This is a genomic window from Streptomyces sp. NPDC048604 (assembly GCF_043199435.1).
Lineage (GTDB): Bacteria > Actinomycetota > Actinomycetes > Streptomycetales > Streptomycetaceae > Streptomyces.
Map to the genome: position 1 here is coordinate 196,586 of NZ_JBICVX010000009.1, position 21,323 is coordinate 217,908.

The window sequence follows — 21,323 nt, forward strand, 5'->3', positions numbered from 1 at the left end:
GGGATCAGGAGGCAGGAATGGCCAGCGAGGCCGGCCCGAGCGGCGGCTATCTCGACATCCTCCGGGCGCCCCACGCCGCCCGGCTGCTCGCGGGCACCCTCGTCGGACGGCTGCCCAACGGCACCGGACCCGTCGCGATCGTGCTCTTCGCCCGCTCCGAGGGCGGCTCGTACAGCCTCGCCGGAGGGCTCGCCGCCGCGTACGGCCTGGCCAACGCCGTCGGCCAGCCCCTGCTCGGCCGGCTGGTCGACCTCAAGGGCCAGCCCCGCGTCCAGCTCCCGGCCGCCGTCGTCTCGGCCCTCGGCATGGTGCTCCTCGCCGTCGCCGGCATCGACCCGCTCGCCCTCGCCTACGCCGCCGTGGTCGTCGCCGGACTGTTCACCCCGCCCCTGGAGGGCGGGCTGCGCGCCCTGTGGCCCGGCGTCCTCGGCAGCGAGGACCGGGTGCACCGGGCCTACGCCCTGGACGCGGTCGCCCAGGAGGTCATGTTCACCGTCGGCCCGCTCCTGGTGACCCTCCTGGTGGCACTGCACTCGCCGGCCGCCGCCCTGCTGGTCATCAACGCCCTCGGCGTCCTCGGCGCGCTCTCCGTGGTCCTCTCCGAGCCGTCCCGCGCCTGGCGCTCCGCACCCCGCGAGGCCCACTGGCTGGGCGCGCTGCGCTCGCCCGGCCTGCTGGCGCTGCTCGGCTCGTTCCTGTTCGTCGGCATCGCCCTGGGCTCCATCACGGTCGCCGCCGTCTCGTACGCCGACGACCACGGCGACGAGTCGGTGTACGGCTGGCTCATCGCGGCCCTCGGGCTCGGCGCGCTCGTCGGCGGCGTGCTGTACGGGGCCCGGCGGTGGGCCGGCGCGCCCGAGCGGCGGCTGCGCGTGATCGTCGGCCTGCTCGCGCTCGGCTACGCGCCGCTGCTCCTGACCCCCGGCGTGGTCGCGATGACGGCCCTGTCGGCCCTCGCGGGCGTCTTCCTGGCCCCCGCCCTCGCCTGCGGCTTCATCGTCGTGGACCGGCACGCCCCGCGCGGCACCGTCACCGAGGCGTTCTCCTGGCTGGTCACCACCTTCGGCGTCGGCGCCGCCCTGGGCACCGCGGCCGCAGGCCCCGCCGTCGAGCTGAACGGCACCGGCGCCGGCTACGGCGTGGCCGTCGCGGCGGGCTTCGCCGCCCTCCTCGTGCTCGTCGCCACCGGCCGGGTGCTCACGGCGCCCGGACGCTCCGTACGACACGCCGGGCACGACGGACACGCCGTGAAAACGGCCGACTTCCCGCCGTCAGCGGAAAACGATCGGAACGCGGCCGTCGAACCCGGTTTCAGCTCAGGCCATCAGGCGTAATGTTCACTCATGGACCGCCGCATTTTCGGGCTGGAGAACGAGTACGGCGTCACGTGCACGTTCAGGGGACAGCGCCGACTGTCTCCTGACGAAGTGGCGCGCTACCTCTTCCGCCGTGTCGTGTCATGGGGCCGCAGCAGCAATGTCTTCCTGCGGAACGGCGCCCGCCTGTACCTGGACGTGGGTTCGCATCCGGAATACGCAACGCCCGAATGCGACAACGTGACCGAACTGGTCACCCACGACAAGGCCGGCGAGCGCATTCTCGAAGGTCTGCTCGTCGACGCGGAACGCCGCCTGCACGAGGAGGGAATCGCGGGCGACGTCTATCTCTTCAAGAACAACACCGATTCGGCGGGAAACTCCTACGGCTGCCACGAGAACTATCTCGTCGCCCGGCACGGGGAGTTCTCCCGGCTCGCGGACATCCTCATTCCGTTCCTGGTGACCCGTCAGCTGATCTGCGGCGCCGGCAAGGTGCTGCAGACCCCGCGCGGGGCCGTGTACTGCGTCTCCCAGCGCGCCGAGCACATCTGGGAGGGCGTCAGCTCCGCGACCACCCGGTCGCGGCCCATCATCAACACCCGTGACGAGCCGCACGCGGACGCCGAGCGCTACCGCCGGCTGCACGTCATCGTCGGCGACTCGAACATGTCCGAGACGACGATGCTGCTCAAGGTCGGCGCGACCGATCTCGTGCTGCGCATGATCGAGGCCGGCACGGTGATGCGCGACCTGACCCTGGAGAACCCGATCCGGGCGATCCGCGAGGTCAGCCACGACATCACCGGCCAGCGCAAGGTCCGGCTCGCCAGCGGACGCGAGGCCTCCGCCCTGGAGGTCCAGCGCGAGTACTACGAGAAGGCCGCCGACTTCGTCGACCGCCGGGGCATCCGCACCGGCACCGTCGCCCAGGTCCTGGAGCTGTGGGGCCGCACCCTCGACGCCATCGAGGCGGAGGACCTCGACCGCATCGGCACCGAGATCGACTGGGTGATGAAGTACAAGCTCATCGAGCGGTACCGCGCCAAGAACAACATGACCATGTCGCACCCGCGGGTCGCCCAGATAGACCTCGCGTACCACGACATCCACCGCCGCCGCGGCCTGTACTACCTCCTGGAGCGCAAGGGGCAGGCGGCCCGGATCTGCAACGACGTGAAGATCTTCGAGGGCAAGACGGTGCCCCCGCAGACCACCCGCGCCCGCCTCCGCGGCGACTTCATCCGCCGCGCCCAGGAGCAGCGGCGCGACTTCACGGTGGACTGGGTGCACCTCAAGCTCAACGACCAGGCGCAGCGCACGGTCCTGTGCAAGGACCCGTTCCGCTCCGTCGACGATCGGGTGGAAAAGCTGATCGCCGGAATGTAGGAGCGCGCTTGGGCAGGCGGTCCGGGCCCCGTACGGTTGCGTGCGGGGCCCTCGGCACGCCCCCGGCGGCACAGGGACACCCCCTAGAGTGTCGGGCAACTACTGTGCCGTCTGAGATCTGAGGAAAACGTGCGCCGACTTGCCGGTCTGCTCGTCGTCCCGCTGCTGCTGCTTTCGACCGCGGCCTGCGGCAGCGAGGACAAGGGCTCCGATAACGCCTCGATGACCAACGGGCTGCCCGCGATCACCGCGGGCGCCAAGTTCGGTGAGAAGCCGACCCTCGCCAAGGGGGAGGGTGACCCGCCGAAGGACCTCAAGGTCAATGTGATCAGTGAGGGCAAGGGCCCGGTCACCAAGAAGGGCGACGCGATCCAGGTCAATTACCTGGGCCAGTCCTGGGACTCGGACAAGCCCTTCGACAACAGCTTCGACCGCGGCCAGCCGTTCGATCTGACGCTCGGCGCCGGCCAGGTCATCAAGGGCTGGGACCAGGGCCTGGAGGGCCAGAAGGTCGGCAGCCGCGTCGAGATCGGCATCCCGCCGAACCTCGGCTACGGCGCGCAGGGCCAGGGCGACATCAAGCCGAACGCCACGCTGGTCTTCGTCGTCGACATCCTGAAGGCGACCACCGTCCCGAAGTCCGCCTCCGGCACCGAGGTCGCGCAGGACAACAAGGACCTGCCCAAGGTCGGCGTCAACACCGACGGCAAGGAGCCCTCGGTCACCGTCCCCAAGGTGGACCCGCCCACCAAGCTGGTCTCGAACTACGTGATCGAGGGCAAGGGCGAGGCCGTCAAGGACTCCGACACCGTCGTGGTGAACTACGTCGCCCTCCTGTGGAAGGACGGCAAGAAGTTCGACTCCACGTACGACATGGGCAAGACGGCGAACTTCCCGCTGCCGCAGCTGACCCTCAAGGGCCTCAAGGACGGCATGGTCGGCAAGAAGATCGGCAGCCGCGTCCTGATCGTCGCGCCGCCGAACATGGCCTTCGGCGCGGAGGAGAAGCAGGGCATCCCGAAGAACTCGACCCTGGTCTTCGCCGTGGACATCCTCGCGAAGGTGTAAGACTGTCCCGGTTGCGCAGTTCATCAGTTTGAGGAGCACACTGCAGTGAGCATCGAGAAGCCCGAGGTCGACTTCCCGGGCGGCGAGCCGCCGAAGGACCTGGAGATCAAGGACATCTGGGTCGGCGACGGCGCGGAGGCCAAGGCGGGCGACCGCGTCAAGGTCCACTACGTGGGCGTGGCCTTCTCCACCGGTGAGGAGTTCGACGCGTCCTGGAACCGTGGCACTCCGCTGCAGTTCCAGCTGGGTGTCGGCCAGGTCATCGCGGGCTGGGACCAGGGCGTGCAGGGCATGAGGGTCGGCGGCCGCCGCCAGCTGATCATCCCCGCGCACCTCGCCTACGGCGACCGCGGCGCCGGCGACAAGATCGCCCCGGGCGAGACGCTGATCTTCGTCTGCGATCTCGTCGCGGTCTGATCACACCTGATCACCTCGAGGGCCCCCGCCTCCACGGCGGGGGCCCTCGGCTTTTGTCCGGACACCCCGGGGCGGTACGGTCGGACGCGAGAAGTCAATCCGGCAGAAGAGGTGCAAGGCGTCGATGGCCATTGCCAAGGCCGAGCGGCTGATGAATCTGGCGCTGTGTCTGCTGGGCACCCGCCGCCCGCTGAGCAAGCGGGAGCTGCGTGGCTCCATCGAGGCCTACATGGAAGCCGGCTCGGACGATTCCTTCAACCGGATGTTCGAGCGCGACAAGGACGATCTGCGCGAGCTCGGCCTGGTCATCGAGACCGTCGAGAACCTCGACGGCGAGACCGGCTACCTGGCCCGCCGCGACTCCAACCGCCTCCCTCCGATCACACTCGACGCCGAGGAGGCCGCCGCCCTCGGTCTCGCCGCCAAGGTGTGGCAGCAGGCCCGGCTGGCCGGCGCCGCCAGCGGCGCGCTCCAGAAGCTCCGCGCGGCCGGCATGCCCGAGGCGGAGGACGCGTACGACAGTCAGCACAGTGCTCTCGAACCGCGCATCCCCGTGCACGAGGCCGCGTTCGAGCCGCTCATGCTGGCCTGCCGCGACCGCCGACCGGTCACCTTCGAGTACCGCAAGGCCACCGCGGCCCGTCCCGAGCCCCGCCAGGTCGAGCCCTGGACCCTGGAGTGCTGGCGCGGCCACTGGTACCTCGCGGGCTGGGACCGCGACCGCCAGGCCGAGCGCGTGTTCCGGCTCTCCCGGATCACCGGGAAGGTCCGTTCCCGCGCCGGTGCGTTCACCGCGCCCGTGCCCGACGTCGTCACCGTCCGCGAGACCGTCGAGAGCTGGGCCGGCGAGACCGCTACCCGCTCCGCCCGCATCCGGCTGCGCTCCGGCAGCGGTTACCCGCTGCGCGCCCGCGCCACCGAGGTGCGCGAGGCCGGCGAGGGCTGGGACGAGCTGGAGATCCCGTACGGGCACGGCCTGGACGCCTGGCTCGTCGAGTTCGGGCCCGACGTCGTCGTCCTGGAGCCCGAGGACCTGCGGGCCGACGTGGTGGACCGGCTGCGCGCCGTGGCCAAGGGCTGAGGGGGAGAGGAACGACCATGGCTGCCAACGCCATCGACCAGACGAGGCGGATGCTCTCCCTCGTCACCTACCTCCGTGAGCGCCCCGGCGCCCATGTCGCGGACGTCGCCCGCGCCTTCGGGATCACCGAGGACGAGCTGATCTCCGACCTGGACGTGCTGCCCATGTGCGGCACCAGCTTCCGCGGCGGCGACCTGCTGGACATCGACACCGACGGCGACCGGATCTGGTGGCACAACCCGGACGACGTCGCGGCGCCGCTGCGGCTGGCCGCCGACGAGGCGACCGCGCTGCTCGTTGCCGCCCGCGCCGTCGCCACCCTGCCGGGGCTGCGCGAGGGCGACCGGGAGGCGCTGCTGCGCGCCACCGCGAAGCTGGAGGCCGCGGCCGGCGAGGCCGCCGGGGCCAGCTCCCGGCTCTCGGTGACCTTCGAGTCCGAGGGCGGTGTGTTCGCCGAGGTGGACCGGGCCGTCTCCGAGCGGCGGCGGCTCTGGGTGCGGTACTACTCGCCCGCCCGTGACGAGCTCACCGAGCGAGAGGTCGACCCGATCCGGCTGTTCGCCGTCGGGCACACGTACATGGAGGCGTGGTGCCACCTCTCCGAGGCGCGCCGCACCTTCCGCCTGGACCGGGTCGCCGAGATCCGGATCCTGGACGAGGCCTCCGCGCCGCCGGAGATCGAGCTGCGGGACCTGTCCGAGGGGCTCGTCCAGCCCTCCGCCGAGGACCCCGAGGTCGTGGTCGAGGTCGGGCCCGGCGGCCGCTGGGTCGCCGAGTACTACCCGCACGACCGGGCCGAGGACCTGCCCGACGGGGGCCTGCGGATCACGCTGCGCACCCCCGCGCCCGCCTCACTGCGCCGGCTCGCCCTGCGGCTCGGCAGCGACGGGCGGATCGTCGCCCCGCAGGACCTGGCGGACAGCGCCCGGCGCGCCGCCGCCGAGGCCCTGGCGGCGTACGAAACGGTCTGACGCAGTGGTGCGGGTGACGTCCGGGGCGCCGCGGACGCTGTACATGACGTACCGGTTGCGGCTCATGACAAAGCCGTGGCACCCGACGGCGTCCGGACCGGTGGGGCGCACGCGTTCAGCGAATTGGGAGAGGTGAGGGAAATGTCCGTGATGAACGGAATTCCGATGGCGGTGGCCCCGGTGCTCTTCAAGGCCGCCTGCCCCGACTGCCGTTCCCGCTTCGAGCTCGCCGCCGGCGCGCTGCGCCTCGCCATCGGCGGCAGCCGTCGCACCACCTTCTACTCGTTCACCTGCCCCGAATGCGGCAGCTCCGTCCGCAAGCCGGCCGGTGAGCGCATCGTCGAGCTGCTGACGGGCGGCGGAGTCAGCACGCTGCGGCTGCACTCCACCGTCTAGGCTCGCCCCATGTTCTGGCCCATGCTCGCCATCGCCCTCGGCTTCCTCGGTATCGCCGTCCTCGGCGTCCTCGGCATCAAGGTCTTCCTGGAGGCCCAGCGGCTCGGCCGTCAGGTGGCACACACCACAGAGCGGATCAATCGGGCGGCCGAGGACCTCGAGAAGGCCGCGACGGACCTCAGCCGGACGGGCGGAGCACTGCGCTGAGGGGGGCTCCTCCCGTCGACGCGCGCGGGGTACTCTGCTGAGGCGGTGCCGGTCAAGAGGCTCCGGGGCCGCAGCCGCCTGTATGCACAGGGATTGCCCTGCGTTTACTCGTGCGCGTTACCATCGCCGGACGGTCGGGGCTCGGACAGCTGTCCGAGCGGCGGCCGAAGCCAGCCCCGCCCCAAGCCGCCTCGGTGAGAAGGTAGACCCCTATGTTCCGTCAGATCGGTCCGCTCGAGATCAGCCTCATCCTCCTCGTCGTCGTGCTGCTCTTCGGTGCCAAGAAGCTCCCCGAGATGGCGCGTTCGCTGGGCAAGTCCGCCCGCATCCTCAAGAGCGAGGCCAAGGCGATGAAGTCGGAGGGCCAGCAGACCGCCCCCGCCGACCCGCCGGCCGACCCCAACGCCACCGCGCCGCGCACCATCAAGGCCGCCCCCGGCGACACCACCACCGCGCGCCCGGTCACCGAGACCACGGACAGCACCCAGCGCTGACGCGGTCGCCGCTCAAAGCCGCTCGACCCCCAAGGCCGCCTCGCACCGGCCTGCCGCACGAGATGAGGACGTGGGTTGCTCAAGTCTGCCCGCAGCAAGACGGAGAAGGATCCCGAGGGGCGGATGCCGCTCGCGGACCACCTGCGCGAGCTGCGCAACCGGCTCGGCAAGGCGATGCTGGCGATCGTCGTCTGCTCGATCGTGGCCGCCTTCTTCAGCAAGCACCTGATGGAGTTCCTCGCCTCGCCCGTGGACAGGTGCCCGGCCGGCACGTCGATCTCCGACAACACCGGCGGAAACTGCGTCATCATCGCGTACCAGACCGTGCTGTCGCCCTTCACCTCCACGGTGAAGGTGATCATGCTCGCGGGCTTCGTCGCCGCCACCCCGGTCTGGGTGTACCAACTGTGGGCGTTCGTCGCGCCCGGTCTTCACCGGAGCGAGAAGAAGTACACCTACTACTTCGCCGCCGTCGCCGTCCCCCTCTTCGCCGCGGGCGTCTACACCGCGTACCTGATCATGCCGGTCAGCATGCGGGTACTCCTCAGCGTCACGCCCGAGGTCGCGTCGAACTTCCTGTCTCTGGACGAACTCCTGGACTTCACCACCAGGATGGTGCTGGTCTTCGGTCTCGCCTTCGAGCTGCCGGTGCTGCTGATCATGCTCAACTTCGCGGGCATCGTGACCGGCAAGCGCATGGCCGGCTGGTGGCGCGGCATGATCATGGGCACCTTCGTCTTCGGCGCCGTCGCCACCCCGTCGACCGACCCGCTCGGCATGATCGCCCTCTCCGGCCCGATCGTCGCGCTGTACTTCCTGGCCGTCGGCGTCGCCCTCCTCAACGACCGGCGCAAGCGCCGCGAGGACCCCGACGCCCACCTCGACGACGACGAGGCCTCCGAGCTCGACCTCACGCCCCAGGGCATCGGCGAGATCGAGTCCGTCAGCGCCGCCCGCGCCCTGCCCGAGCAGGCGAGCGGCGAGGCGGATCACGGCAGGTCGCAGCGGCTGAACGGCTACGACGACATCACCTGATCCGCCCTCCCGGACCGTGTGGAGCCCGCCCCGATAAAGATCGCGTCGCTGTCAGTGGGGGCGGGTAGTCTCGAAGACAAGATGACAGACGACCTCACACCAGCCGAGCGGTACGCGGCCGCCAAGGTCCGCAACCGTGAGCAGGCCACGGCGCTCGCGCCGTTCCGCGAGATGTACGAGTTCGGTCTGGATCCCTTCCAGATCGAGGCGTGCGAGGCACTCGAAGCGGGCAAGGGCGTGCTCGTCGCCGCGCCCACCGGTTCGGGCAAGACCATCGTCGGCGAGTTCGCCGTCCACCTCGCGCTGCGCCAGGGGCGCAAGTGCTTCTACACCACGCCGATCAAGGCGCTCTCCAACCAGAAGTACGCGGACCTGGTGAAGCGGTACGGCCCCGACAAGGTCGGCCTCCTCACCGGCGACAACAGCGTCAACGGGGACGCGCCGATCATCGTCATGACCACCGAGGTCCTCCGCAACATGCTGTACGCGGGGTCCCAGGCGCTCAGCGGCCTCGGCTATGTCGTCATGGACGAGGTCCACTACCTCTCGGACCGCTTCCGCGGCGCCGTCTGGGAGGAAGTGATCATCCACCTCCCCGAGTCCGTGACCCTGGTGTCACTGTCCGCGACGGTCTCCAACGCCGAGGAGTTCGGCGACTGGCTCGACACCGTCCGCGGCGACACCGAGGTCATCGTCTCCGAGAGCCGCCCCGTGCCGCTGTGGCAGCACGTCCTGGCCGGCCGCCGGATGTACGACCTCTTCGAGGAGGAGACCGACCACGGCGGCCGCGGCTCCGCGCGCCGCGAGGTCAACCCCGATCTGCTGCGGCTCGCCCGCACGGAGAACTCGCGCACGTACAACCCCCGCGAGCGCCGTCGCGGCAAGATGGTCCGCGAGGCCGACCGCGAGCGCGAGCGCCGCCAGCGCTCCCGCATCTGGACCCCGGGCCGCCCCGAGGTCATCGAGCGCCTCGACGCCGAGGGCCTGCTGCCTGCGATCACCTTCATCTTCAGCCGGGCCGGCTGCGAGTCCGCCGTCCAGCAGTGCCTGTACGCGGGGCTGCGGCTCAACGACGACGAGGCGCGGCTCAAGGTCCGCGAGCTCGTCGAGGAGCGCACCGCCTCCATCCCGAGCGAGGATCTGCACGTCCTCGGGTACTACGAGTGGCTGGAGGGCCTGGAGCGGGGCATCGCCGCGCACCACGCCGGTATGCTCCCGACCTTCAAGGAGGTCGTCGAGGAGCTGTTCGTCCGCGGCCTGGTCAAGGCGGTGTTCGCCACCGAGACCCTGGCGCTCGGCATCAACATGCCGGCCCGCTCCGTGGTCCTGGAGAAGCTCGTCAAGTGGAACGGCGAGCAGCACGCCGACATCACCCCCGGCGAGTACACCCAGCTCACCGGTCGCGCCGGCCGCCGTGGCATCGACGTCGAGGGCCACGCCGTCGTGCTCTGGCAGCGCGGCATGGACCCCGGCCATCTGGCCGGCCTCGCCGGCACGCGCACCTATCCGCTGCGGTCCAGTTTCCGGCCCTCGTACAACATGGCGGTCAACCTGGTCGACCAGTTCGGCCGGCACCGCTCCCGGGAGCTCCTGGAGACCTCGTTCGCGCAGTTCCAGGCGGACCGCTCGGTCGTGGGCATCTCCCGCCAGGTCCAGAAGAACGAGGAAGGACTCGAGGGCTACCGCGAGGGCATGACCTGCCACCTCGGAGACTTCGAGGAGTATGCGCGGCTCCGCCGCGACCTGAAGGACCGCGAGACCGAACTGGCCAAGCAGGGCGCCGCGCAGCGGCGCTCCCAGGCCGCGGCCTCCCTGGAGCGGCTCAAGCCCGGCGACGTGATCCACGTCCCGACCGGCAAGTTCGCCGGCCTCGCCCTCGTCCTCGACCCGGGCATCCCGGCCGGCCGCACCAACGGTCACCGCGGCTTCGAGTACCACGACGGGCCGCGCCCGCTGGTGCTCACCGCCGAGCGGCAGGTCAAGCGGCTCGCGTCCATCGACTTCCCGGTCCCGGTGGAGCCGCTGGAGCGGATGCGGATCCCGCGCAGCTTCAACCCGCGCTCCCCGCAGTCCCGTCGGGACCTCGCCTCGGCGCTGCGGACCAAGGCCGGGCACATCGTGCCCGATCGGCACCGCAAGCAGCGCGCGGCGGCCGCCGACGACCGCGAGATCTCGCGGCTGCGCACCGAACTGCGGGCCCACCCCTGCCACGGCTGCGACGAGCGCGAGGACCACGCCCGCTGGGCCGAGCGCTACCACCGGCTGCAGCGCGACACGCGGCAGCTGGAGCGGCGCATCGAGGGCCGGACGAACACCATCGCCCGCACCTTCGACCGCATCGTCGCCCTGCTCACCGAGCTGGACTACCTGCGGGGCAACGAGGTCACCGAGCACGGGAAGCGGCTCGCCCGTCTCTACGGCGAACTCGACCTGCTGGCCAGCGAATGTCTGCGCGACGGCGTGTGGGAGGACCTGAGCCCGGCCGAACTCGCCGCCTGCGTCTCGGCGTTGGTCTTCGAGGCCCGTCAGTCGGATGACGCGGTCGCACCGAAGCTCCCCACGGGCAACGCCAAGGCGGCGCTCGGCGAGATGGTCCGGATCTGGGGTCGCCTCGACGCCCTGGAGGAAGAGTTCAAGATCAACCAGGCGGAGGGCGTCGGCCAGCGCGAGCCCGACCTCGGCTTCGCCTGGGCCGCGTACCAGTGGGCCTCCGACAAGAGCCTCGACGAGGTGCTGCGCGAGGCGGAGATGCCGGCCGGCGACTTCGTCCGCTGGTGCAAGCAGGTCATCGACGTGCTCGGCCAGATCGCCGCGGCGGCGCCGAGGGAGAACAGCACCGTCGCGAAGAACGCTCGCAAGGCGGTGGACTCCCTGCTCAGGGGTGTTGTGGCGTACAGCTCGGTGGGCTGAGTCGCTGTAGGGCCCGCGGCTTCGGCCGCGGGCCTTTCGCTTGCTCACTCAGAGTTATCCACAGGGGTTGGCGTGGGCCTTCCGATCCGCAAGCATGTTCTTGCACAGCAGGCAACAGTGCGGGGAGGGAACGCAGTTGACCACGCAAGCACGTCCGGCCGCGCCCGGAGAAAAGATCACGCCGGGTCCACGGGGCGTGCCGCTGCTCGGCAACCTGCCGGAGTTCGGCAAGGACCCCCTGGCCTTCTTCGAGAAGCTGCGCGCCCGGGGGGACGTGGTCAGCTGGCAGTTCGGCGCCAAGAAGTCGCTGTTCATCGCCCGCCCCGAGCAGGTCGGCGAACTGCTCACCGAGATCGAGCGGACCTTCGACCAGCCCGACCTCGGCATCGCGTTCCGCACGCTCCTGGGCAACGGCGTGGTCGTCGCGAAGGGCCCCGACTGGCGGCGCAAGCGGTCCCTCGTCCAGCCGTCGGTGCGGCCCAAGCAGGTCCGCTCGTACGCGGCCACCATGTCCGAGTGCGCGGTCGACCTGGCCGAGCGGTGGGCGCCGGGGCAGCGGATCGACATCAAGCAGGAGATGGCGGCCCTCACTCAGCTCATCGCCGTGCGCACCATCTTCGGCGTCGACACCGCGGCTGACGCCGAGGCGATCGGCCGCGCGATGGACGTCGCGCAGCAGGAGATCGGCGCGGAGTTCAGCGGCATCGGGGCGGTGCTGCCGGACTGGGTGCCCACGCCCGGGCGGGCACGCATCAAGCGGGCCACGGAGGTCATCGACGCCGAGGTCTCCCGCGTCGTCGCCCGCCACCGCGACGGCGACACGGACCGTCCCGACCTCCTCAGCCGCCTCCTGACGGCCCAGGACGAGACGGGGGCGCACCTCTCCGACGAGGAGATCCGCGACGAGACCGTCACGCTCTACATCGGCGGCCACGAGACGACGAGCAGCACGCTGATCTGGGCGTGGTACCTCCTGTCCCGCAACCCCGAGGCCCAGGCCGCGCTCTGGGCCGAACTGGACGAGGTCCTCGGCGACCGGGACCCGGGCTTCGACGACTTCGCGCAACTCTCCTACACCCAGGCGGTGGTGAAGGAGACCCTGCGGCTCTACCCCACCATCTGGCTGCTGACCGGCATCGCAAAGGAGGGCGCGGTCCTCGCCGGCAGGCCGGTGCCGGTCGGCACACGGGTCTGGAGCAGCCAGTGGGCCACCCACCGCGACGCCCGCTGGTTCCCGGAGCCGGACGCCTTCCGCCCCGAACGCTGGCGGGACGAGGAGGAGATACCCGAGTACGCCTGGTTCCCCTTCGGCGGCGGGCCGAGGGTCTGCCTCGGGACGCGGTTCGCCATGGTCGAAGCGGTTCTGATCCTGGCCGTTCTGGCGCGCCGCTACCGCCTGGCGGTTGATCCCGGCGAGATACGCCCCGTTCCGAGTCTGACCCTCCAGCCGGACCGGGGGGTGCTGGCTACGGTCGAGGCGCGGTAGGGGGGTGGTGTGGTGGGGGTGTGTGGGGCGGTGTGTTGGGGCGGGGTCGGGGTTCGTTGTACTGGTCCGCGTGGGACGTTCCGGGGGCCGTGTCCGGGACTGCATGATTTACGGCGCGTGCGGGTCGCGCGTGGGGTGAGCGTTTCTTGTGCGCCACAAATCACGCTCTACGTCCCGAACACGACCCCCTCCACGTCCCCCGCTCCCGCGTCGTCACGCCGGCCTCACGACGCCAACGCCTGGGCGAGCTGCTGGAGTTCGCCGGCTCGCAATACCCGCCTGCCGAACCCCGGGAGGGGTACGTGCAGGGGCTCCGTCCAACGGGTGGGGATGGCGTCGGGCCCGTAGACCGCGCCGGCCAGCGTGCCCGTCACCGCCGCCACGGTGTCGGTGTCGCCGCCGAGGTCGACGGCGGTGGCCAGCGCGGACTCGAAGGTGGATGTCGTGCGCAGCGCCCACACCGCCGAGCCCAGGCAGGGCCAGACCGCGCCGTTGAACTCGGTCGCGTCGTCCGGGTGCCAGCCGGGTGCCAGGACGGTGGCCCAGCGCGGGCGTTGGCGCTCGGTGACGTGGGCCAGGGTGGCCGGGAGGGCGTCGAGGGGGTCCTCGCCTCGCAGAGCCACGCGTACGAGCTCGTGAAGGATCGCGGTGCCCTCCCAGGCCGCCGCGTCCCCGTGAGTGAGCGCGGCGAGGCGACGGGCCGCGTCCATCGTGGTCTGCCGGCCGTCGGCCGCGAAGTACACGGCCGAGGTCGCGGCCCGCATCAGCGAACCGTTGCCCGCGCCGCGGCCGTTGGTCTGGAAGTGCAGCGCGGCGGCGGTGTCCCAGGGATCGCCGCTGCCGAGCACGGCCTCGGTCTGGAGGCCGATGTCCTTCGGCTCGTCCGCCGCCCAGCGGCGGAACCGGTCGAAGACCTCGGGGAGGTCGAGGCCGCCCCGGTCGAGTAGCGACTCCCCGACCAGTACGGCCATCTGCGTGTCGTCGGTCGCCTCGCCGGGGTCCCAGCCGCCGCCCCCGCACATCTCGCCCACGCCGTCGGGGAACCGTTCCCGGTACACCCCCGGCAGCCCGAACTCGAAGGGAGCGCCGAGCGCGTCGCCCACGGCGGAGCCGAGGACGGTTCCCACGGCGCGTTCCATCCGATCCATCACGCCACCCTAGTCGCGGCCCTCCGTTGTGCCGTGGCGCGGATGGCCAGGAAGAGGGGGAGGCCGACGGGGGACAGGAGAATGGTCAGGATGAGTAGCGGTGCCATGACCCATGTTGGTACGCCGGACTTCCTTGCCTGCAGGAACATCCACTGGCCGATCAGCAGGTCCCAGGCGATCACCTGGGCCCAGACCGCGCCCGCGCCGTTGGACGTGGCCGCGAGGTCGCGGAAGACGTCGAGGTCGGGGCTGGTGACCGCGGCCCAGAGTTCGGGGGCGACGGGCATGGCGAGGGCCAGCCAGACGCCCAGGATCGGCAGCACGGTCAGCGGGGAGGAGGCGATACGGGTCGTCACGTCCCAGGACGGGGCGAAGATCATCAGCAGCCACACGGGTGCGGCCAGCCAGAAGGAGAGGTCGAAGAGGAACGCGGTCATGCGGCGTACTCCCGTACGGGCTCGGGGGCAGTCGGGGGAGGGGGTGCTGGGGTGCTCCGGAACGCGGCCCAGGTGGCGAGGGCGCCGAGTGCGATCACCGTCGCCGCCGTGAGCAGGGTCGGGGCGTCGGGGCGGAGCAGGGGCTGCCCGCGCAGGGCCTGCCAGGCGAGGAGGAGGAAGAACGCGGCGTACATGCTGCTCGCCACGACGACCAGGCGCAGGCGCAGCAGGGGATCGCGCAGTTGGGCGAACCGGGGTGCGAGGGCGAGCAGCGCGACCAGTACGAGCGGCAGGAACTGGAGCGCGTGCATGCCGAAGAAGTGCGCGATGCGCAGGTCGCCGCCGGTGGTGGACCAGCCGATGACGGGCAGCCCGGGTCCGCCGTCCGGGACGCCGACGCTGTGCGCGCCGGCGGTCGGGGAGTTCTCGGCTGCGATCTGCTCGGGCGTGGGGCGGGCCATCAGGAAGCCGACGGCGGCGCCGGCGAGGGCGATCAGCGAGCCGAGCCGTACCGCCCAGGCCTGGGCACCGTCGAGTATTCGGGCGCGCAGCAGCAGGACGGCGATGACCAGGGCGCCGGCCCAGAGGACGACGACGGTTGCGCCCATGGCGTCCCACAGCATCGAGTCCAAGGGGGTCACGCGGTTGAAGTGACTGTGGTGTCCGCGCGCGGCCTGGACGGTGATGATCGCCATCTCGACGGCGCAGGCGGCGGCGACGACGGTCCCGGCCCACCAGGCGGCCCGGCGGGCGCGGGGGAGGAGGGAGATCATCCACGCGAGCGTGGGGCAGTAGGCGACGAACGAGATCGCGAACTTGAAGGGCTTGGCCCAGAGCGACGCGCCGTCGAGCAGGCGCTCGTCGGTGAGGATCCCGATGCCGGTGAGGACGGTGGCCAGGGCCATGGCGGCGGTGAAGACGAGCAGTGGCCGGTGCAGGCTGCGGGCTTGTTGTAAGGAGACGGCGGACATGGGAGAGCACCTCCAGGGTAGAATGGATAGTAGCGCTTACCGCTATCTGATAGTGAGACTATCTATGATGGGTGTGGGAATGGCAAGGCCGGAGAGGTGAACGCGACGTGCGCATCGGTGAGTTGAGCCGCAGGACCGGAGTGTCCGTACCGACGATCAAGTACTACGTGCGGGAGGGCCTGCTGCCCGCGGGCCGCCTGACCAGCCCGAACCAGGCGTCGTACGACGAGGGCCACGAGCGGCGGCTGCGGCTGATCCGCGCCCTGCTCGACGTCGGAGGGCTGTCGGTGGCCGGGATCCGGGAGGTGCTGGCGGCGATCGACGACCCCGAGAAGCCGGTGCACAAGGTTCTGGGGACGGCTGCGGACCGTGTCGTTCCGCAGCACGAGGAGGAGCGCGGGGAGGTGCCGGCGGCTCGCGAGCAGGTGAGCGAGCTGATCCGGCGCCGCGGCTGGCGCGTCGACGACCGCAGCCCGGCCGCGGAGGCGCTCGCCGTGGCCCTCGCGGCCCTCGACGAGGTCGGCCACGCCGACTTCGCGGAGCACCAGCTGGACGCGTACGCGCAGGCGGCAGAGGAGGTCGCGACCGTCGACCTGCAGTACGTGAACCTGCGCGTCGGCCGGGAGCGGCTCGTGGAGGCCGTGGTCGTCGGCACCGTCCTCGGCGACGCCGTCTTCGGCGCCCTCCGCCGCCTGGCCCACGTCGACGCCTCGGCCCGTCTATTCGGAGAGCCCTCCGCGGAGAGTGAGGGGGAATAGGTCGGGTAGGCCTAGCACCCCGACCGCTGCGCGTGAAACGGCGCGGGGCCCCGGGGGCGTACCCCCGGGGCCCCGTGGCCGGGCCGTTCACGTTCCTTGCGTCAGTTTTCCTGTTCGCGTTCGACCTGGTCGTTCCATTCGCGCTTGATCGCGCGCCAGGCCTCGTCCGTCTTGCCGAGGCGCCAGTAGCCGGAGATGGAGAGGCGGTCGCGGGGGATCTCGCGGTCCATGCGGAGGTGGCGGCGGAGTTCCTTCACCGCGCCGGCCTCGCCGTGCACGAAGGCATGGACGTCGCCCGCCGGGAAGTCCAGCGCGCGGACCGCGTCGACGAGCAGTGCGCCGACCGGGCGGTCGCCGCGGTGCAGCCAGGTCACGTCGATGCCGGACGCCGTCGCGAGCTTCTGCTCCTCCGTCGTGTCGGAGACCTCCACGAAGGCGTGCACCCGCGCCCCGGCCGGCAGCCGCTCGAGGGAGGCCGCGATCGCGGGCAGCGCGCTCTCGTCGCCGACCAGCAGGTGCCAGTCCGCGGCCGGGTCCGGCGCGTACCCGCCGCCCGGGCCGAGGAACCGCACCGTGTCGCCGGCCTGCGCCCGCGCCGCCCACGGCCCGGCCAGACCCTCGTCGCCGTGCACCACGAAGTCGACCGTCAGCTCGCGGTGCACCGGGTCCCACGCCCGCACCGTGTACGTCCGCGTCGTCGGCCACTGCTCGCGCGGGAACTCCGCGCGGATGCGGTCCATGTCGAACGGCTCCGGGTACGTCACGCCCTCCGCGGCGAACAGCAGCTTGACGTAGTGGTCGGTGAACTCGTCGACCTCGAACGCCGCGAGCCCGTCGCCGCCCAGCACCAGGCGCACCATGTGCGGAGTGATCCGCTCCGTGCGCACCACGCGGGCCTCATGGGCCTTCGGCGCCTTCCGTGCCGGCTGCTCTGCCACGACGGCCTCCCCTGATCGGCATACTTAGGTTTACCTAAGCTAGCACCCTCAGTGCCGGAGCGTCGTCAGCAGCCGGCCCACCGCGCCCCCGATGCCCCAGCGCGCCACCAGGGCCTCGAGGAGCTCCGGGTCCGCCGGTACGCCCGTCAGTGCCGGGTCGAAGTCCGGCAGCGGCGCGTCGTCCGCGACCCGGACCACCTTCGGCGCGACGTCCAGATACGCCGAAGCCTCCACGATCCCGCGCCGCTTCGCCGGCGTCAGCCTCGACTTCGGGTCGGCCGCCGCCGCGCGGACCCCGGCCAGGTCCCCGTACTCGGTGATCAGCTGCGCCGCCGTCTTCTCACCGATGCCCTTGACCCCCGGCAGCCCGTCGCTGGCGTCCCCGCGCAGCGCGGCGAAGTCGGCGTACCGGTCCGCCCGCACCCCGTACTTCTCCCGGATCAGCTCCTCGTCCACCAGGTCCGGGTCGCCCACGCCCTTGCGCGGGAACAGCACCCGGATCCCGCGTGCGTCGTCGACCAGCTGGAACAGGTCCCGGTCGCCGGTCACGATGTCGACCGGGCCCTTCGCCCGCGCGGCCAGGGTGCCGATCACGTCGTCCGCCTCGTACCCCGGCGCGCCCACCCGCGCGATCCCGAGCGCGGCGAGCACCGCCTCGATGATCGGCACCTGCGGGGCCAGCGTGTCCGGGATCTCCTCCTCGTCCGGACCGGTGGGCGTCTCCTCCGCGACGCGGTGCGCCTTGTACGTGGGGATCAGGTCCACCCGCCACTGCGGCCGCCAGTCGTCGTCCCAGCAGGCGACCAGCTCGTCCGGCCGGTGGTCCTGCACCAGCCGGCCGATGAAGTCCAGCAGTCCGCGCACGGCGTTGACCGGCGTGCCGTCCGGGGCCCGCACCGAGTCGGGCACGCCGAAGTACGCGCGGAAGTAGAGGGAGGCGGTGTCGAGGAGCATCAGGCGTCGCGTCACACCCCGATGATGCCGCACCCCGCCGACAACGCCCGGCGGTTCCACGCCCACGCCGTGACCCCGGTCACCTTCGCGTTTGCCCGTCGGCGGCCGGGGCAGGCGCGGGCCCGGAGCGGACCCGGTACGGGATTCAACGGTACGAACCGAAATGAGTCACCGACCGGGCAGCCGCGGGCCGATCCCGCCCCGCTCCACGGCCCGGCGACCGCGGGGGGTGCCCGGCCGTTTCTCGTTCCCACACGTGAGGTGTATGTGTCCAGGCTCCAGGCCGACCACTTGTACAAGGTGTTCGGCAGACGACCCGGCGAGGCCGTCGAGAAACTCGCCCACGGGGCGGATCGCGACGAGCTCCGCTCCGACGGCACGACGGCTGCCGTGATCGACGCGTCGTTCGTCGTCGAACCCGGCCAGATCTTCGTCGTCATGGGTCTGTCCGGATCCGGGAAGTCGACTCTGCTGCGCATGCTCAACGGGCTCCTGGAGCCCACCGCGGGCCGTGTGCTGTTCGACGGCGAGGACCTTACCGCGCTCAGCCCCCGCGAACTGCGCGGCGTCCGCTCCACCAAGATCAGCATGGTGTTCCAGCACTTCGCGCTGTTCCCGCACCGCAGCGTCCTGGAGAACGCCGCCTACGGCCTGGAGGTCCAGGGCGTGCCGCGCGCCGAGCGCGAGAAGCGCGCCGCCGAGGCCCTGGAGCTGTGCGGCCTGGCCGGCTGGGAGAAGTCCTGGCCCGACGAGCTCTCCGGCGGCATGCAGCAGCGCGTGGGCCTGGCCCGCGCGCTCGCCACCGACGCCGACCTGCTGCTCATGGACGAGTCGTTCAGCGCGCTCGACCCGCTGATCCGCCGCGACATGCAGGACCAGCTCCTCGAACTCCAGAAGCGCCTGGGCAAGACCATCGTGTTCATCACCCACGACCTCAACGAGGCCATGCGCCTCGGCGACCGCATCGCGGTGATGCGCGACGGCCGGATCGTCCAGCTCGGCACCGCCGAGGACATCCTGCTGCGCCCCTCCGACGACTACGTCGCCTCCTTCATCCAGGACGTCGACCGCTCCCGCGTGCTCACCGCCGCCGCGGTCATGACCGACCCGGAGACCGAGCGCGCCGACGCCTGCGGCTGCGAGACCGTCGGGCCCGACACCGCGGTCGCCGAGCTGTGCGCCGTCGCCGCCCGCGTCCCGCACCCGGTGGCCGTCAAGGACGCGCAGGGCGCCGTGCTCGGCGTCGTACCGCAGTCCCGGCTCATCGGATTCATCGGTGACGAACAGCGCCCGCCCATGGCCTGCGATGCCGCACCGGGCAAGCCCGAGGAGGTGACCGCCGGTGCCTAGGCTCCGTCTCGGCGACTGGATCGACAGCTCCGTCGACTGGCTCCGTGCCCAGCTCTCCTGGCTCTTCGACGCCATCAGCAGCGTCGTCACCGGCCTGTACGACGGCATCGAGGCCGTCCTGTCCGCCCCGGCGCCGCTGCTGTTCGCCGGCATCCTCGCCGTCGCCGCCTGGTGGCTCCGCGGCCTGACCGCCGGAGTCCTGGCCTTCGCCGGCTTCGCGCTGATCGACTCGATCGAGCTGTGGGACGAGGCGATGTCGACGCTGTCGCTCGTCCTGGTCGCGACCCTCGTCACCCTGGCGATCGCGGTCCCGCTCGGCATCTGGGCCGCCCGTTCCAAGACCGTCAGCGCCGTGCTGCGCCCGGTCCTGGACTTCATGCAGACCATGCCGGCGATGGTGTACCTGATCCCGGGCATCATCTTCTTCGGCGTCGGCGTGGTGCCCGGCATCATCGCCACCATCGTCTTCGCCCTGCCGCCCGGCGTCCGGATGACCGAGCTCGGCATCCGCCAGGTCGACGGCGAACTGGTCGAGGCGGCCGAGGCGTTCGGCACCACCTCGCGGGGCACGCTGCTCCGCGTCCAGCTGCCGCTCGCGCTGCCGACCATCATGGCCGGCATCAACCAGGTGATCATGCTCGGCCTGTCCATGGTCGTCATCGCCGGCATGGTCGGCGGCGGCGGTCTCGGCGGCGCGGTCTACCGGGCCATCGGCAACGTCGACATCGGCCTCGGCTTCGAGGCCGGCCTCTCTATCGTGATCCTCGCGATGTACCTCGACCGGATGACCGGCGCCCTCGGCCGCCAGGTCTCCCCGCTGGGCCGCCGCGCCCTCGCCAAGGCCCGCACGGTCACGTCCCGCAGCGCCCGCGTCCTGAACCACCGCGCGCAGCCCGTCACCGCCCTCGTCGGCGTCGTGATCCTGGCGCTGGTCGCCGGCGGCATGGGCTTCCTCGGCGGCGGCGCGTCCGGCGGCACCGCCGCCGGCGCCGACATCGGCAAGGGCAAGAAGCTCTCCGTCGGCTACATCCCGTGGGACGAGGGCATCGCCTCCACGTTCCTGTGGAAGGAGCTCCTGGAGCGCCGCGGCTTCGAGGTCGACGCCAAGCAGCTGGAGGCCGGTTCGCTCTACACCGGCATGGCCGGCGGCCAGATCGACTTCGAGACCGACTCCTGGCTGCCCGTCACCCACGCCCAGTACTGGGCGAAGTACAAGAACAAGCTGGAGGACATGGGCTCCTGGTACGGCCCCACCTCCCTGGAGCTGTCCGTGCCGTCCTACGTCAAGGGCGTCGACTCCCTCGACGACCTCAAGGGCAAGTCGGGGCAGTTCAAGGGCCGGATCATCGGCATCGAGCCGAGCGCCGGAATGATGGGCATCCTCAAGGACAAGGTCCTCAAGGACTACGGCCTGGAGGGCGAGTACAAGGTCGTCGACGGCTCCACGCCCGGCATGCTCGCCGAGCTGAAGCGCGCGTACGACAAGAAGGAGCCCGTCGTCGTCACCCTCTGGTCGCCGCACTGGGCCTACTCCACGTACGACCTGAAGAAGCTCAAGGACCCCCAGGCCTCGTGGGGCACCGGCGACGGCGTCCACACCCTGGCCCGCAAGGGCTTCTCGGCCGACAACCCGCAGGTCGGGAAGTGGCTGAAGAACTTCAAGATGACGGAGCAGCAGCTCACCGGTCTGGAGGCCAAGATCCAGGAGACCGGCAAGGGCAAGGAGCAGGAGGCCGTCCGCGCCTGGCTGAAGGAGAACCCCGGCCTGGCCGACAAGTGGACGCCCGTCTCCAAGACGGAGAAGGCCGCCGCCGAGTGACATCCTGACCACCTCCGTGTGATCCTCCGCCGCGCCGTGTGCGAGCGGCCGAGCCCTCCCGGGCCCGCCGCTCGCACACGGCGTTCGCGTGTGCACGGACCGCGCCCGATACCGGACGAATCCCGCAGCAGGCGAAACCGCGGCCCAAAGCTGCGTAAGGTGCAGGTAACCGATGAGT

20 protein-coding genes are annotated in these 21,323 nt (G+C 71.3%); 15 read left to right on the forward strand and 5 right to left on the reverse strand.

Features of this window, described 5'->3' with window-relative positions:
* Positions 1–17: 17 nt before the first annotated feature.
* The 12 genes from ACGFMM_RS20285 to ACGFMM_RS20340 all read left to right on the forward strand — a co-directional run bounded on the left by ACGFMM_RS20285 (position 18) and on the right by ACGFMM_RS20340 (position 12,770).
* Positions 18–1,334, forward strand: coding sequence for an MFS transporter (locus ACGFMM_RS20285; RefSeq protein WP_393647745.1), 1,317 nt, complete (start codon positions 18–20; stop codon positions 1,332–1,334).
* 9 nt (positions 1,335–1,343) lie between these two features.
* Positions 1,344–2,705 carry a Pup--protein ligase gene (pafA, locus tag ACGFMM_RS20290; RefSeq protein ID WP_393647746.1) on the forward strand — a complete coding sequence of 454 codons (1,362 nt, stop codon included), beginning with the start codon at positions 1,344–1,346 and terminating at the stop codon, positions 2,703–2,705.
* Positions 2,706–2,834: 129 nt separating this feature from the next.
* A complete protein-coding gene (locus ACGFMM_RS20295; RefSeq protein ID WP_393647747.1) occupies positions 2,835–3,773 on the forward strand; it encodes an FKBP-type peptidyl-prolyl cis-trans isomerase in 939 nt (312 codons plus the stop codon).
* Positions 3,774–3,818: 45 nt separating this feature from the next.
* The gene (locus ACGFMM_RS20300) at positions 3,819–4,190 is read left to right on the forward strand and encodes an FKBP-type peptidyl-prolyl cis-trans isomerase (protein WP_393647748.1); all 372 of its coding nucleotides are present in this window, start codon (positions 3,819–3,821) and stop codon (positions 4,188–4,190) included.
* 124 nt (positions 4,191–4,314) lie between these two features.
* Complete coding sequence (locus tag ACGFMM_RS20305) at positions 4,315–5,271, forward strand: helix-turn-helix transcriptional regulator (RefSeq protein WP_393647749.1); 957 nt, start codon at positions 4,315–4,317, stop codon at positions 5,269–5,271.
* A 17-nt stretch (positions 5,272–5,288) separates the two neighbouring features.
* Positions 5,289–6,242 carry a helix-turn-helix transcriptional regulator gene (locus ACGFMM_RS20310; RefSeq protein WP_393647750.1) on the forward strand — a complete coding sequence of 318 codons (954 nt, stop codon included), beginning with the start codon at positions 5,289–5,291 and terminating at the stop codon, positions 6,240–6,242.
* A 141-nt stretch (positions 6,243–6,383) separates the two neighbouring features.
* Positions 6,384–6,638, forward strand: a complete 255-nt coding sequence (locus tag ACGFMM_RS20315; protein ID WP_393647751.1) for a hypothetical protein — start codon at positions 6,384–6,386, stop codon at positions 6,636–6,638.
* A 9-nt stretch (positions 6,639–6,647) separates the two neighbouring features.
* Positions 6,648–6,845: a hypothetical protein gene (locus ACGFMM_RS20320; protein WP_393647752.1), complete on the forward strand. Its 198-nt coding sequence runs from the start codon at positions 6,648–6,650 to the stop codon at positions 6,843–6,845.
* Between the two features lie 212 nt (positions 6,846–7,057).
* On the forward strand, positions 7,058–7,339 hold the full coding sequence (gene tatA / locus ACGFMM_RS20325) for a Sec-independent protein translocase subunit TatA (RefSeq protein WP_393647753.1): 282 nt from the start codon (positions 7,058–7,060) through the stop codon (positions 7,337–7,339).
* 75 nt (positions 7,340–7,414) lie between these two features.
* Entirely contained in the window at positions 7,415–8,374 is a 960-nt protein-coding gene (tatC, locus tag ACGFMM_RS20330; RefSeq protein WP_393647754.1) for a twin-arginine translocase subunit TatC, read from the forward strand.
* An 81-nt stretch (positions 8,375–8,455) separates the two neighbouring features.
* A complete protein-coding gene (locus ACGFMM_RS20335) occupies positions 8,456–11,284 on the forward strand; it encodes a DEAD/DEAH box helicase (protein WP_393647755.1) in 2,829 nt (942 codons plus the stop codon).
* 136 nt (positions 11,285–11,420) lie between these two features.
* Positions 11,421–12,770 carry a cytochrome P450 gene (locus ACGFMM_RS20340; protein WP_393647756.1) on the forward strand — a complete coding sequence of 450 codons (1,350 nt, stop codon included), beginning with the start codon at positions 11,421–11,423 and terminating at the stop codon, positions 12,768–12,770.
* 224 nt (positions 12,771–12,994) lie between these two features.
* On the opposite strand, the gene ACGFMM_RS20345 is transcribed toward ACGFMM_RS20340, so the two are convergent.
* Genes ACGFMM_RS20345 through ACGFMM_RS20355 form a run of 3 tightly spaced genes read right to left on the reverse strand, consistent with a single transcriptional unit; the run spans position 12,995 to position 15,260 of the window.
* On the reverse strand, positions 12,995–13,918 hold the full coding sequence (locus ACGFMM_RS20345) for an ADP-ribosylglycohydrolase family protein (protein ID WP_393647757.1): 924 nt from the start codon (positions 13,916–13,918) through the stop codon (positions 12,995–12,997).
* Positions 13,918–14,355, reverse strand: coding sequence for an ABA4-like family protein (locus ACGFMM_RS20350; RefSeq protein ID WP_393647758.1), 438 nt, complete (start codon positions 14,353–14,355; stop codon positions 13,918–13,920). The genes ACGFMM_RS20345 and ACGFMM_RS20350 overlap by 1 nt, the downstream gene beginning before the upstream one ends.
* Positions 14,352–15,260 (reverse strand): hypothetical protein, encoded by a 909-nt coding sequence (locus tag ACGFMM_RS20355; protein WP_393647871.1) that lies wholly within the window; start codon positions 15,258–15,260, stop codon positions 14,352–14,354. The genes ACGFMM_RS20350 and ACGFMM_RS20355 overlap by 4 nt, the downstream gene beginning before the upstream one ends.
* Before the next feature lie 173 nt (positions 15,261–15,433).
* On the opposite strand from ACGFMM_RS20355, the gene ACGFMM_RS20360 reads away from it, so the two are divergent.
* Complete coding sequence (locus ACGFMM_RS20360) at positions 15,434–16,084, forward strand: MerR family transcriptional regulator (protein ID WP_393647759.1); 651 nt, start codon at positions 15,434–15,436, stop codon at positions 16,082–16,084.
* A 101-nt stretch (positions 16,085–16,185) separates the two neighbouring features.
* Here the strand turns inward: ACGFMM_RS20360 and ACGFMM_RS20365 are convergent, their stop codons facing one another.
* Positions 16,186–17,022, reverse strand: a complete 837-nt coding sequence (locus tag ACGFMM_RS20365; protein ID WP_393647760.1) for a siderophore-interacting protein — start codon at positions 17,020–17,022, stop codon at positions 16,186–16,188.
* A 48-nt stretch (positions 17,023–17,070) separates the two neighbouring features.
* Positions 17,071–17,976: a 5'-3' exonuclease H3TH domain-containing protein gene (locus ACGFMM_RS20370; RefSeq protein WP_393647872.1), complete on the reverse strand. Its 906-nt coding sequence runs from the start codon at positions 17,974–17,976 to the stop codon at positions 17,071–17,073.
* A gap of 267 nt (positions 17,977–18,243) precedes the next feature.
* Between ACGFMM_RS20370 and ACGFMM_RS20375 the strand changes: the two genes are divergently transcribed.
* Together ACGFMM_RS20375 and ACGFMM_RS20380 are read left to right on the forward strand one after the other, a co-directional pair.
* A complete protein-coding gene (locus ACGFMM_RS20375) occupies positions 18,244–19,326 on the forward strand; it encodes a glycine betaine/L-proline ABC transporter ATP-binding protein (protein ID WP_393647761.1) in 1,083 nt (360 codons plus the stop codon).
* Entirely contained in the window at positions 19,319–21,145 is a 1,827-nt protein-coding gene (locus ACGFMM_RS20380; RefSeq protein ID WP_393647762.1) for an ABC transporter permease/substrate binding protein, read from the forward strand. Before ACGFMM_RS20375 ends, ACGFMM_RS20380 begins: the two co-directional genes overlap by 8 nt.
* Positions 21,146–21,323 lie beyond the last annotated feature (178 nt).

What these genes read in the sequence shown, in the direction of transcription:
- ACGFMM_RS20285 (WP_393647745.1), top strand. Translation starts at nt 18, where the DNA reads ATGGCCAGCGAGGCCGGCCCGAGCGGCGGCTATCTCGACATCCTCCGG.
- pafA (WP_393647746.1), top strand. Translation starts at nt 1,344, where the DNA reads ATGGACCGCCGCATTTTCGGGCTGGAGAACGAGTACGGCGTCACGTGC.
- ACGFMM_RS20305 (WP_393647749.1), top strand. Translation starts at nt 4,315, where the DNA reads ATGGCCATTGCCAAGGCCGAGCGGCTGATGAATCTGGCGCTGTGTCTG.
- ACGFMM_RS20310 (WP_393647750.1), top strand. Translation starts at nt 5,289, where the DNA reads ATGGCTGCCAACGCCATCGACCAGACGAGGCGGATGCTCTCCCTCGTC.
- ACGFMM_RS20315 (WP_393647751.1), top strand. Translation starts at nt 6,384, where the DNA reads ATGTCCGTGATGAACGGAATTCCGATGGCGGTGGCCCCGGTGCTCTTC.
- ACGFMM_RS20320 (WP_393647752.1), top strand. Translation starts at nt 6,648, where the DNA reads ATGTTCTGGCCCATGCTCGCCATCGCCCTCGGCTTCCTCGGTATCGCC.
- tatA (WP_393647753.1), top strand. Translation starts at nt 7,058, where the DNA reads ATGTTCCGTCAGATCGGTCCGCTCGAGATCAGCCTCATCCTCCTCGTC.
- ACGFMM_RS20335 (WP_393647755.1), top strand. Translation starts at nt 8,456, where the DNA reads ATGACAGACGACCTCACACCAGCCGAGCGGTACGCGGCCGCCAAGGTC.
- ACGFMM_RS20345 (WP_393647757.1), bottom strand. Translation starts at nt 13,918, where the DNA reads ATGGATCGGATGGAACGCGCCGTGGGAACCGTCCTCGGCTCCGCCGTG.
- ACGFMM_RS20350 (WP_393647758.1), bottom strand. Translation starts at nt 14,355, where the DNA reads ATGACCGCGTTCCTCTTCGACCTCTCCTTCTGGCTGGCCGCACCCGTG.
- ACGFMM_RS20355 (WP_393647871.1), bottom strand. Translation starts at nt 15,260, where the DNA reads ATGGCCCTGGCCACCGTCCTCACCGGCATCGGGATCCTCACCGACGAG.
- ACGFMM_RS20370 (WP_393647872.1), bottom strand. Translation starts at nt 17,976, where the DNA reads ATGCTCCTCGACACCGCCTCCCTCTACTTCCGCGCGTACTTCGGCGTG.